The sequence below is a fragment of the Thermoactinomyces sp. DSM 45892 genome (assembly GCF_900107305.1).
GTDB lineage: Bacteria > Bacillota > Bacilli > Thermoactinomycetales > Thermoactinomycetaceae > Baia.
Genome location: NZ_FNPL01000009.1, coordinates 98,193 through 110,610, shown reverse-complemented (window position 1 = coordinate 110,610; position 12,418 = coordinate 98,193). Strand labels below are relative to the sequence as shown.

10 protein-coding genes are annotated in these 12,418 nt (G+C 41.5%); all 10 read left to right on the top strand.

The genetic code is table 11. From position 1 onward, the window contains the following. Positions 1–18 precede the first annotated feature (18 nt). The 10 genes from BLU58_RS08955 to BLU58_RS08910 all read left to right on the top strand — a co-directional run bounded on the left by BLU58_RS08955 (position 19) and on the right by BLU58_RS08910 (position 12,350). The gene (locus tag BLU58_RS08955; RefSeq protein WP_093291891.1) at positions 19–843 is read left to right on the top strand and encodes a LysM peptidoglycan-binding domain-containing protein; all 825 of its coding nucleotides are present in this window, start codon (positions 19–21) and stop codon (positions 841–843) included. A 79-nt stretch (positions 844–922) separates the two neighbouring features. After that, on the top strand, positions 923–1,789 hold the full coding sequence (locus BLU58_RS08950) for a conjugal transfer protein (RefSeq protein ID WP_093291890.1): 867 nt from the start codon (positions 923–925) through the stop codon (positions 1,787–1,789). Positions 1,790–1,800: 11 nt separating this feature from the next. After that, complete coding sequence (locus BLU58_RS08945) at positions 1,801–2,028, top strand: hypothetical protein (protein WP_093291889.1); 228 nt, start codon at positions 1,801–1,803, stop codon at positions 2,026–2,028. A gap of 1 nt (position 2,029) precedes the next feature. Then, positions 2,030–2,458 carry a TcpE family conjugal transfer membrane protein gene (locus BLU58_RS08940; RefSeq protein WP_176786580.1) on the top strand — a complete coding sequence of 143 codons (429 nt, stop codon included), beginning with the start codon at positions 2,030–2,032 and terminating at the stop codon, positions 2,456–2,458. Further along, complete coding sequence (locus BLU58_RS08935; RefSeq protein ID WP_093291887.1) at positions 2,455–4,977, top strand: ATP-binding protein; 2,523 nt, start codon at positions 2,455–2,457, stop codon at positions 4,975–4,977. The genes BLU58_RS08940 and BLU58_RS08935 overlap by 4 nt, the downstream gene beginning before the upstream one ends. A gap of 16 nt (positions 4,978–4,993) precedes the next feature. Continuing rightward, positions 4,994–5,536, top strand: a complete 543-nt coding sequence (locus tag BLU58_RS08930; protein WP_093291886.1) for a hypothetical protein — start codon at positions 4,994–4,996, stop codon at positions 5,534–5,536. After that, a complete protein-coding gene (locus BLU58_RS08925; protein ID WP_093291885.1) occupies positions 5,533–7,788 on the top strand; it encodes a hypothetical protein in 2,256 nt (751 codons plus the stop codon). Before BLU58_RS08930 ends, BLU58_RS08925 begins: the two co-directional genes overlap by 4 nt. Next, a complete protein-coding gene (locus BLU58_RS08920; RefSeq protein ID WP_093291884.1) occupies positions 7,785–8,366 on the top strand; it encodes a hypothetical protein in 582 nt (193 codons plus the stop codon). Before BLU58_RS08925 ends, BLU58_RS08920 begins: the two co-directional genes overlap by 4 nt. Further along, complete coding sequence (locus tag BLU58_RS08915) at positions 8,327–9,730, top strand: peptidoglycan DD-metalloendopeptidase family protein (RefSeq protein ID WP_093291883.1); 1,404 nt, start codon at positions 8,327–8,329, stop codon at positions 9,728–9,730. Before BLU58_RS08920 ends, BLU58_RS08915 begins: the two co-directional genes overlap by 40 nt. A gap of 16 nt (positions 9,731–9,746) precedes the next feature. After that, a complete protein-coding gene (locus BLU58_RS08910) occupies positions 9,747–12,350 on the top strand; it encodes a type IV secretory system conjugative DNA transfer family protein (protein WP_093291882.1) in 2,604 nt (867 codons plus the stop codon). Positions 12,351–12,418 lie beyond the last annotated feature (68 nt).

The window sequence follows — 12,418 nt, the reverse complement described above, 5'->3', positions numbered from 1 at the left end:
CAACACGGGGGAATACCTTTGAAAAAAAGACTTACCGCAACAGTGTTAGCTCTATCTTTAAGCGCAGGATTGGTATTAGTACCAGCATACGCTAATGAAAATCCACCAGTTATACCAGGTGGAGGAACGATTGTACCTCCTGGTGGTGGACAAGATCAGCCGAAGCCTGAGCCGAAGCCAGAACCAAAGCCAGAACCAAAGCCTGAGCCGAAGCCAGAACCAAAGCCAGAACCAAAGCCAGAACCAAAGCCAGAACCAAAGCCTGAGCCGAAGCCAGAACCAAAGCCAGAACCAAAGCCTGAGCCGAAGCCTGAGCCGAAGCCAGAACCAAAGCCAGAACCAAAGCCTGAGCCGAAGCCAGAACCAAAGCCAGAACCAAAGCCTGAGCCAGCAACCCCAGCGACAGGTGGAACAGTTCAACCACCAGTAGCTAGTGGTAGCAGCAGTAGTACTCATTCGGCTAAATCATCAGCTGGTGTTGTAGGAACAAAGGGTAATGAAACAAATATTGCTCTTGGTGATGGAACGAATGGAACTTCTGAACAAAAAGCAAGTGTTGATGGAACTGTTGTTGCACAAAACGATAGTAAAGAACCTATAACAACCGATCCTAACGAAGTAGCTAGTCCACCAACTACCGAAACTACATACAAAGTAGTCAAAGGTGATTGCTTATTTGACATCGCTAAGGAAAAACTAGGTGATGGCAACAAGTGGACAGAGATTTGGGAACTAAACAAGGATATGCTAGTGAAGCGTGACAAACGTAATGCCAAGGATCACGGTCACTGGATCTTCCCAGGACAAGAACTAAAACTTCCTGAAACAAAGGCCAAATCATAATAGAGTAGAATCATAGCTTATTCCAGTCAGGCTTACTATTTTTCGTAGGTCTGACTTTTTTTCTGGAAAGGAGTGCACAATGAAAGTATTCCAAAATCATAAATTTCGTATGGTGGCCAGTTGGTTGTTTGTAGCTGTTATAGCCCTATCCATAGCGACTGGAGTTATGGCAATATATCAATTGCAAAATGCGGTTATTTATGTTCAGGAGATTCGTGCAAATGTAAAGAAATCACAAATCCCGAAACCAATCCCTACCCAAGCAAAAGAAGTTGCAAACACCTTTACAAGTATCTGGCTATCCGATGCATATGGAAATGATACAGATAAAAAAATCGACTGGTTGAAACCTTATATATCAGCTAAATTCGAAAGTTTTTTGAGTGCAAACAATGCCTATCTGGTTAAATTCAGTAAAGAGCCTATCAAGGTGACTCAGCTCTTCGCTTTTGATGAAGCTTGGGCACAAGAAGATAAAAAAGCACGAGTGAAGCTTCGTGTTCACTTAAATGATGGTAGAATTCTTTACTTCGAATGTCCTGTTGTTCGTTCAGGTTCGGGTTGGTTCGTCGATCAATTCCCAAGCGTAGTTGATCCACCGAAAAAAGATCTGGAATCAGAGAAGGCCGAGGAAATTCCGCTTGATGATAAAAAGCAGGAAAAACTCAAGACCACACTAGCTAACTTTATGCAAGTTTGGATGAAAGGTGAGCCAGAAGCCGTTCAAAGATATACATTGGACAAAAAGAGCATACCTTCAACCCAGTTACCGACAGCATACAAAGAGCTAAAGAGTATTCAAGTATTATCGAGAGCGGATCAAGAGTATATCGTTCGGGTTTGGATAGCAGTAGAAGATCAGTCAAAATCTACTATGACATTGAGTTACGATGTGAAAGTCATGGAAAAAGAAAAGGATTGGTTCATAGTGTCAGTGAACAAGTAGGAGGATTTTAAATGGACAAGTTGTTTAGTACTTTGCCACAAAACATACTGAATGGTATAGCCATTTGGATTTTGGTTGTTGGCGTAGGAGTCATGATTTGGCATAAGGCGAAAGGTAGAACCTTAAATCTGTATACTACATTGTTGGATATAGCAGTAATCGGGGCGGTGTCTTTAGGAGGACTTGGATTATTAAAAATCCTAGCGGATGGATTTAATAAGATGGCAGGACTTGATTAATATGGCAGATCAAAAACCATATACCATCAGGACGTATTCAACAGGCTTTAAAGTTAAAAAAGAGTTGTATCATTGGGAAGGAATTAAGCTTCCTCGTCCTATCATGGTATCTGTTGCAGTGTTCTTAGTTCTTTGGGAACTGTTCTTTATACCAGCTACTCTTGTAGGATTTATTCCCCTAATGAACTTTGAGTTTTTAGGCGTGGATTTCCTTGTGATTGATGTCATGGGGCGATTTTTGGTATTTCCCTTTGTCATTGCATGGGCTATCTATAAAGCACCAGCTCAAGGAAGGAAGCTAACTGTTTTTGTAGCTTCCTTCTTAACAAGGATATTACGTTCTAAAGTAACGAGATTGGGGCATCCAGTCAGTCACGGACGAATTGAAAATAAACAACTTACTAGATTGGATGGTGGAAAACAGAAATGAACTTTTCGGATACCCGTGTCCCGACACAGATAGTAGAAAACATAGCTTTTTTCAAAGAATCAAATCCGGTAGCCTTCTATGGCTACCTTTTTACTCCCTATCCCTCTAAGAGCATGGATGAGAAGAAGGGGAAATGGGGAAAGGATGTACGCTTATTCACATACCTTCAAGAAAATGGGTATCAAGTACGTATGTGGAGAGTCAAGGTACCCGATACCTACCATGTACAGCTCGATAATTTGGTGAAGAGTATTGGAGATGAACATGCGGAAGTAGCAGCACAAAAGATTTTTGATCAATGGAAGTACGTTGTTGATTCCAATGTAGCCCCAAAATACATCACTATTTTTGGAGTAGAATTACCCAACAAGACAAAAGTGAAGGATCAGGATAACACAACAGGACATGTATTTCGATGGTTCCAACGGGGGCTGGGAATTGGTGGAGATCAAGTTTTTAATGACGAATTAGAGAAAGCATTTGAAGAAGATAAAAAAGTTGAAAAACGCATAGGAGTAGACGTATTTTCAAGTTCAATGGTACGACTTCTCCCCCACGAGATATGTAACTATGTGTATCGTCACCATACGTATAGAGGGATGGAAATGCCACCACTTCCAGAGTGGATGAAGCGTGATTTCCCGATGAAAAAGAAAGCTTACACTTGGCTTTGTGAGGCACAAGTGACAGAGTATCATGACTGTGTTCAGATTGACCATGACAACGATCAACGCTTTCTTTCATTCATCACAGTGGCTTCGCTTCCAGATACCATAGAAATGCCTGGAGATGAACTCCTTTATAAAGTGCCGCTTAGATGTAAAGGCTACAATGTTGATTCTATGCTTCACTACACTCATATTCCTCCAGTAGAGACACGAGAGTTTGCGAAGGCTAAACAACGAGATGTGAATGATGAAGTGAGTCATGTTTTAGAAGGCAACATTCATCCAAGTATGGAGATGCTTGAAAAACACGAAGAGGTAGAAGCCTTTGCTGAGTATATACGAAAGTCAGAGGTGCCTATGCTACACTCGCATATAGTTTTTTGTGTAGATGGAAGGACAAGGGAAGAAGTAAACCTCAACGCAAAAAACTTGATTCAAAAACTGGAAGGTTTCCAACTCATAGGATATCAACCAAGCAACATACAGTTAGAACTATATCAGAACTGGTTGCCTGGACCATGGGATTCCAAAATCGGATACGATGAGCCAATGTTGCCAGAGATAGCAGCTACATTTGCTTCTCCTGGATCTGCTGACTTGTTAGGAACAGCAAGTGGTGTCCCTCTAGGATTTACGGAATATGATGCGTTGGTATCTTTAGACATAGCATTAGGTCCCCAAAATAATAAAGATGCTGGGCTGGGCATTGTAGGTCCCTTGGGATCAGGTAAATCATTCTTAATCAATACACTGATATACTACGCTGCTCTGGTCTGGCGAGCAAAAGTATTTGTAATTGATATCAAGGAAGAGCGTACTCACTGGGTAAAAACAATGCCAGGACTCGAAGAAAATGTCTATCGACTAGTATTAGATGGTAGACAAAGACCTGGTAGTATGGACCCATTTCTTCGTATGGAAGATAAAGAGATGGCTCGTGCGGTTGCAGTATCAATGATTGGTTTAATGAGGAAGCGTGGTTTAGAGGACGATGAAAATACAGTTCTTCTAAGTGCCGCAAAAAAAGCAGTAGAAAATGAAAAGCTCCATGGTATCAAAGCATCAATGCGTAGAATGATGGAGCATTTGGAAGCTGATACTCGCCCTGTAGCTCAACAAATATCGGGATTTTTAAAGGAAGTTGCTGATTTGCCGCAAGGAAAGTTGTTATTTGGGGATCGGGAGAAAGAACAAGAGGCAATCCAAGATGATCTCTTTGCAAACGAAGATTTACCTGAGTATGGAATCGTTCTGCTACAGTTGGCAGGATTAAAGCTTCCCAACCCAAACAAAACAAGGGAGAGTATGGAGTTAGACGAGCGTGTTACTCTTGCGGTAATGATGTCTACTGCAATTCTTGCTGAAAGTTTTGTGCTTCGGGATCGATCCAAGTTTAAAGTTGCGGCACTTGATGAGGCGTGGGCTTGGTTACGGACTGAATTGGGTAACGAATTAGCGAACAAGTTACAAAGGGCTGGAAGATCGGCGAATGCTGGCATCTGGTACGCTACACAGAAGCCCAGCGACCTCAAAGATGTTGTGGATCTCATGAGTACCTATGTATGTTTAGGGACAACATCTGAGGAAGAAACAACTCTAGCTATAGAAGCCCTGCGTATGCAAGATACAAAGGAAGTACGTGAAAAACTACAAAATGTCAGAAGCAACGACTCTCGATCATCCAACCGAGAGTTTGCAAGAGTTGCGCAAGCTCAAGCAGCGCAAACATCCAAAGGATATCTGAGAGATTTGGATGGACGAAGTGGATACTGTGAGTTTGTTCTACCAGATGAGCAATTATCAGAGATATTTAACACAAAACCAGAGGCTGTAGCGGCTTCTAAAGTATAGAAAGGAGGTATTTAGTATGATTCGTTTTTTAAACGCACAGAGGGGCTTTCTAGCTCTTCTGGGTTTGTGTATAGTGGTTGCAGTTTGTGGTTGTTCATCCGAATCAACTTCAACAAGTGAGCCTAAGAAGATTGAGGACCAATCACTAGATGAAGTAGAAGGGCTTGCGATCAAATATTGGCAGGCTGGTATTCGTGGTGATGTAGCTGAGTTGGAATCTATTGAATATGTGAGTGAATATGGGAAGATAGAGGATCAAACCTACCACAATGTCCAGAGTATAATGATAGAGCAATCAGGTGCTGTTTATATAACGACGTTACCAGAAGGACCTAACGAAAAAGAGGTATATGCCTATGTTTCGCCAGAGATGACAAATGGAAAATTACTTAAAAAATTTGATTTTCGAAAGGTAAGTGGAGGATGGAAGCTTTCTAGTATTCAAGAGTACAAAGTGGGTCGAAACACCTTTCAACATTTCACTGGATCTAGTATGTATAGTATGGAATTCGGTTCAAAACCTGTATCTGAATGGAAAGAGGTGACGTTGAAAAAATGAAGAGATTCCTGAAAAGGAGTGTCATTATTGTCATGACACTCCTTTTGTTATGTTCTTCGTCGATAAGTTTAGCAGCGGATCGAGATCCCAATAAGCTACCTGGAGCTGAGGAACAAAAAAAGAGAATAGATCTACACAATAATCCAGCACCAACAGGATGTCAGGTTCCTATAGGCAAGTTCGAGGAATGCCCTTCGTCATATTTTAAACTAGACTACGTTGGAAAAGATGTTGGTACATTTGATGTAGAAGGCTATATGGAAGAAGGAATAAATGAGGCTTTTACCTTCATCATGGATTTGCTATGGAGCTTATATACTTTGATTGTTTACACAGTCATTTACTTCTACAAGTTCTTTTCAGTTGGCTTATCTAAGGTAGTTACGTTTGCAGACTCTGCTAAGAAAGTACTTGATAAATCTGAAACGTATTTGTGGATACCAATTTCAGCGTGGTTGTTTACGATAAGTTTTATAGTGGTTGTGTATCGCTTTTTCCAGGGACGAAAAACAGAAGGGTACATGTTGTTACTTCGGAATGTGGCCATTATTGCATTTGCTTCAGTGTTCCTTCAATTCATGCCAACCGTGATTAAAACGTCGGCTAATATGGCCGAAACTCTATCCAATTCAGTTTTGGTCGGGTTCATGAGTGATGATAAAACTGAAGATACCCGACCAGATAATGAAAAAATGAGAGATTATCAACGATGGAATAAATTAAGTGCTGAGGAAAAGGTGAAGGAGGAAAAGAAAGAAGCCGAAGAGACATCAATAGATCGGGTTGCAGACTTTCTGTGGACACAACTTTACTTTAAACCGTATCTGGTTTTGGAATTTGGGTCAGTGGAAAATGGACAAAAAAATATTGGACCCCTATTTACTTATGGAAAGGACAACTCCGAGGATAGAAAAGATTGGTTTAGAGGCAAAGGTGACAACAATACAGAAAAAGTCACAGACAAGGGGAAAGCCCAACCTGGATTTGAGATGGTTACGGAATCGCATATGGGGAAACGTTTTTCATATGGAACAGTGACTTCTCTGGTTAGTATTGTCCTTTGCATTATGCTCTTTTGGTACTGTGTTCAATCTGCAAAGTACTACTATTACGGTGTTGCTTTATCCATGTTCGCAATAATACCTCTCATGAAGGCCATGTGGTACAACCGAAATCTGAGTGAGTTAACTGGATGGATTCTCAAAATTGGATTCGCATTCTTCATGAGAGTTATTATGTCCCTGCTTCTAGCTGTCTGTTTGTTGTTATTCAAAATAATGTCAGATGTAAAAATAGATAGTGGTGGGGATTATGGTTGGCTCATGGATTTTGTGATCAAAAATGTCCTGACAGTCATTCTTTTCTACTCTCTCTACTTGGTAATGAAAGAGTCAAAACAACAACTTGGCGAGCTGGTAGGATCAACTGTTCCTGTAGGTTCTGGATTCACTAAAAAAGCAGGTGGATTCATTGCAAATAAACTTGCAGGCGGATTAGGAAAGTTGAAAAAAGGAACGCATCAGGCAGGTAGGCTAGCTGTAGCAGCTACAGGAAAGAAGGCATGGCTACGTGAGAATGGTGGCATATCAAATGCTATCGCTACAGCTCAACAGATCAAAAAAGCCGAGAATGATTTGACCGAAATGGGCTTTGATCCATACACTGAGCAAGGTCGCTTGGATTATCAGAACCATATGAATGAACAAGATGCTGGTCATGAAGCGGCAGCAACCCTAGCAAAGTTACCATATCTGCAAAAAGGAGCTAAGAAGGCCGAAACTCGACCTCAATTACAAGCTAATATGTCCAGTAATGCATCTGCAATCTACAAACACATGAAGGATAAGGGATATAATCCGCATGATCCTAAGAGTCGGGAAAAATATTTACAAAAAAATCCTAACAACACTAACTATGTTGAAGAAATCGCCAAATGGACGGATCTACCTGTGGAGCAAAGAGTATCGGGTGTAAATGCAAATAGCCTACCTCCATCTCGTCCTGAATCTGGTACCCCTGAAGCATCTGTATACTATCAGATGAAAATGGATCAAGATCAAGCTTTATATGATCGCACGGCCGACCAACTAATACAAACGAGGAAACGTGAATATAGTGATCAGAAACAAGCTCATCAAGCTCAATCTATTCTAAAACGTACTTTTGCAAAGAAACCACAGTATCAACATCCTGGACAAGAAGACATCACACAAGCGTATCTGAAAGCGAAACATGCGAGGAACGATATATGAGAATGATGAGAAGCCTATATTATAAATTCAGGGGAGCTTACAACAAGGCTCCCCTTGCTGTTGTGTTTTTCGCCGTTATCTTGTGTCTTGGAGTTATTTTTTTAATCATAGGGATGCGAGCTAAACCTCCCGTAAAGAAAAGTCCTTCCACAGAATCAACAATAACAATGCCAGTTAAAGAGACTATCGAGAAAACACTCAAGAAACCAGCTTACAATTTTGTTGACATAGGAGAGGACAATGCCCCTACTGAAGCTCAAGAAGTTGCAGGGAAGCTCTTATGGTTGCTGAATGTACCCACAAAAGAGTCTGAAAAAATACTTCAAGAGATCCAAGCTATTGTAAGTCCAGCTCTGTTTTTTAGTATCAGGCAAGAATATTTTCCTCCAGAAGAAGAAATGAACTGGACAGAGATTAAAGTTGTCACATCTAAAAAGTATGAGAACGAAGACGATTGGTGGCTTCTCTATGTGTCGGGTATGGCTGGAGAAGAACAAGATGCTATGGTATCAATCCAGATTAGGAAGGTGGATGGTACATGGTTAGTAACCTCGCTCGAAACGCCATCGACCAATTAAAAGAAACGATAAAGCTAAAACTCTTACTCTATGTTGGATTCCCATTACTTGGTGCTGTACTAGTATTATTGCTTTTTATTTTTCTGGTGATCGGTTTGAATCAAGGAATACCCTCGATCACCGAAACGGCAAAATCAAAACAAGAAGCAAGCCAACTGGGAATAGATCCCGAACTCATGAAGATATACCAAGAGATAGCTGAAAAATATGGGATTCCATGGGAAATTCTAGCGGCGGCTCATCAAGCATCTGGTGTTGCTGTTAGTAGTACAGGAGGCGGTACAACCAATGTTAATGTATCAGGTCAGTACGGTACAGAGATAGCAGCTGCATCCTCCAAATATGGTGTTGATCCAAACTTGATTAAAGCAATCATCCAACAAGAAAGTGGATGGAAACCGACTGTAGTGTCAAGTGCTGGAGCGGTTGGCCTCATGCAAGTGATGCCTTTCAACTGTCAGTCGAGCGGACTAGATCCACGAACAACTTGTCGTGAGCCAGCGAAAAATATTATGACGGGGACGAAGATTATATCCTCGTATTTGAAAAGGGTAAACGGAGATCTAAAATTAGGACTCGCTTCCTATAATGGTGGTCCTAATAGGGTATCTGGTCTTCAAAAGAAGTACGGTCAAAGCTACGAATCAATAGCCTCCTATCTACCAAAAGAAACTCAAAACTACGTTGTAAAGGTAACTGGATACTATGCAAAGTATGGAGGTACAACACCGATTCAGGGTGTGGACCAAAGAAAATCAATTGAAGAATTAGCACAAAAAATAAGTGACAGCAAGAAAACTCCAGCCGCTGGATGCTTAGATCAAGCTAAATCACAAACAAAACTCAATCCTGATCTTGCTTGTGGTCTGTATGGAGTCAAGAATGACTGGGCGTATGTGAAGCAGGTAGAATCCTCTTCCCAAACATTTAAAGCGATATCATCACCAGCACCTGGAGAGATCAACTCAAATATGAAGTATTCAGGCGGAAGGTTCCCATGGCCAGTAAATGGTAGGCTTACATCCAAATTTGGGCCTCGTTGGGGACGGAACCATAATGGACTTGATATTGCAGCTCCTATAGGAACTCCAATCTATGCCCCAGCAGATGGAGTTATTAATATCAGTAAGGCTAATCCTGGAGGATTTGGGTGGTATGTGAAGATTGACCATGGTGGAGGTTTTGAAACACTCTACGGGCATATGTATCCCAACACAGTAACGGTCAAGGTAGGTGATAGAGTCAAAAAAGGACAGAAGATAGCCGAAGTTGGGAATAACGGGCATTCTACAGGGCCTCACCTCCATTGGGAGGTTCATGTACATGGAAAGCCAGTTAATCCAGAACCATATTTGATGAAATAGACGGGAGTTGATAGATATGAAAGAAGAACAAGAGACGATTGCTGGTCTGTGGCTTCGAGTTGGTATTCTTGGAGCTATTGCCCTCTTGGGTGGTTTCTGTTGGTTCATAACTAGTACAGATATGCCGATGGATCAGATATGGAATCTGTTAGCGGAGAAATCAATTTACTATGGTAAGCTATCGCTTGCGATCTTAGTAATAGGTAGCATTTCTGTATGGACTATTTTGTCAGTGGGCCGTTTGATCCTGCATATGAGATATAGAAAGAAGGCTTCTGTGGATGTGAGATACATCCGCATCCTTCCATCTATCGAAAAGATGGAGACTAGCAAGGTTGTAACCTTTGTGAAGGCTTTTGCAGGCATGACACGCCATTTAGAGGAACGCTGGAAGAAAGGAAAGCCGTGGTATCGATTCCGCTTTGTAATGCCCGAAAATAGCAACGAGATTGCAATTTATTTAGGGTACCCACAAGACAAACACAATGGGGTATATGACACTATCAGAAGTGTCTATCCCCAAGCTGAGATCCACACTATTTCTCATCAAGAATTCCCTCAACCCACCAAACAGGGAGAGGGTGGCCATTTCTTTTTGCCAAATAGTCGTAAGCGACAAGGTTTACCACTTTCTTCTATTACGGAGAAAAAGGAGAGCCAGCTAGGTATGATTTTAGGCAGTATGAGATCCAATACCATAGTTGACCTTCAATTCTCTCCAACCGATTGGGAGAAACTAGAGAAACGCTCTGAGGATGTTCTTCACGATCTACGAGACAAGAAGATATCAGAATTAAGTCCAGAGGAGAAAGCAAAGAAAACGAATTTATCTAAGAGGCTAACAGGGCGAGAGGATACGCTGTTTGTGAAAATTTCGTTATGGTCTGATCACAAATATGCAAGATCTGTGATTCGATCAATAGCAAACAGTATACAGGCTACCTTGAGGCATGATGGAAAGATATCGTTTTGGCGATGGCGGAACAAGTTCTATCGGCATCCATTAATTGATAGGAATCCGATTCCTCATCGAATCCCCAAGACGATCATGACATTGACTCATGAGGAGTTAGCAAACCTTCTTCATATACCATCAGGGGATTCAGAGATTTACAAGAAGCCTGCCAGTAGTGGAGATAATGAACGTGGTTACATACCACATTTACAGATTGGCCATCGCACACTAAAAGACAATGAATTAGCTGTTGGAGCCTTCATTGGGGAGCAGATCCATCCTATTAAGCATCGAAACATAAAGATCGACTTTGAACAGCTTACCAAGCATTTTTTGCTTACAGGGTCTCCTGGTATGGGGAAATCGAGTCTTCTTATTGAGATGATCGATGGCATGATACGAGAGTGGGTTGAAGATCCTAACCATCCAGGAATCACGGTGATAGATCCGAGTGAAGAAACTGTAGCTGTCGTACAGAATCGACTTGCTTATATGGAGAAGAAATTAGGATTGAAGATTCCAAGAGATCGCATTCGTTCCTTTGATTTGACTAACCAATCTAGGACCTATCCAGCACTGAATATCTTACATGTACCAAGAGGGGTCGACTTCCAAACGGCAGCTGATGACGCTGCTGATGTGATTCTCCACTCTCTAGGGAGTGGGGATAGCCTTACAGAAGCCAAACGAATCCTTAAAAATACTATTCAAGCCCTCATCATGGATTCAAAGAAACATTCTATCCTAGCTATTCCAGAATTTTTACGAAGCCCTAAATTTCGTTCTGATGTATTGAAACGCATTAAAGGAAAGGATTCATATGTCTATCGTGAAATATTGGCTTGGGGAGATGAGGAGATAGAGAATGAAGCCATTTTGAACCGTATTGACCCTCTTCTCAGAAATACCTCTATGAGACGGATGTTCGGCCAGAAAGAGTGGACATTTGATATCAGAAGATATATGGACGAGGGGTGTTTTACATTCATCAACACGTTAGGTATGAGTACCGAGGGTATGAGGGTTGTGGTTGGAAACCTCGTGAATCAGTACCATCAAACAGCTAAGAGTCGTCCAAAAGGATCAAAATACCACTTTATGTTAGTCGATGAATCCCATTTAGTTCAAATCCCAATCATGGCTAAGATTATAGCCGAGGATAGGAAATTTGGCTTTGGCATTGGTTTAATAACGCAAATGGTTGATCAGATCACCAACAAAGAGCTGCTTACAGCACTTAACCTGATTGGTACGATCATTACTTGCGCTCAAAGCGGTACAGGGGCCTCTAAAATCGAAAAGATGACTGAGGGGCATTTTAAAGCAACTGACATTTCAAGGCTTCCGGAACGTCATGCAGCTGTCTTTACACGTACTAAGGTTGAGGGCGAGAGCCAAATCATTAGTTGTGTGGTTCGCAACCGTCCTCCAACTGTCTACCTGCCTAGTGGGAAAGAAGCTGATTATCGAAACCACGAGAAGGGAATCGCAGAGCGGTATGGGCTACGTTGGGCAAAGGGGTTTATGGAGTCAAGTGGAGAGGTTCAGTCCAGAGAAACGATTGATAAATTGATTCAAGAGTACTTTGATGAGATTGATCGTATTGTATCGGAACCAGGGCCAGAGGAAAAAGGAAATAAGCCTACTAAAGCAGTACCACTTTGATGTTATGATAAGTTGATAGGAATAGACTTTCCTATCAACTTATCTATTTATCTATTTGAGGAGGGGAA

Bases quoted from the DNA above. Each gene is read 5' to 3' on its own strand.
- BLU58_RS08930 (WP_093291886.1), top strand. From the start codon at position 4,994: ATGATTCGTTTTTTAAACGCACAGAGGGGCTTTCTAGCTCTTCTGGGT.
- BLU58_RS08925 (WP_093291885.1), top strand. From the start codon at position 5,533: ATGAAGAGATTCCTGAAAAGGAGTGTCATTATTGTCATGACACTCCTT.
- BLU58_RS08945 (WP_093291889.1), top strand. From the start codon at position 1,801: ATGGACAAGTTGTTTAGTACTTTGCCACAAAACATACTGAATGGTATA.
- BLU58_RS08935 (WP_093291887.1), top strand. From the start codon at position 2,455: ATGAACTTTTCGGATACCCGTGTCCCGACACAGATAGTAGAAAACATA.
- BLU58_RS08915 (WP_093291883.1), top strand. From the start codon at position 8,327: ATGGTTAGTAACCTCGCTCGAAACGCCATCGACCAATTAAAAGAAACG.
- BLU58_RS08920 (WP_093291884.1), top strand. From the start codon at position 7,785: ATGAGAATGATGAGAAGCCTATATTATAAATTCAGGGGAGCTTACAAC.
- BLU58_RS08910 (WP_093291882.1), top strand. From the start codon at position 9,747: ATGAAAGAAGAACAAGAGACGATTGCTGGTCTGTGGCTTCGAGTTGGT.
- BLU58_RS08950 (WP_093291890.1), top strand. From the start codon at position 923: ATGAAAGTATTCCAAAATCATAAATTTCGTATGGTGGCCAGTTGGTTG.
- BLU58_RS08940 (WP_176786580.1), top strand. From the start codon at position 2,030: ATGGCAGATCAAAAACCATATACCATCAGGACGTATTCAACAGGCTTT.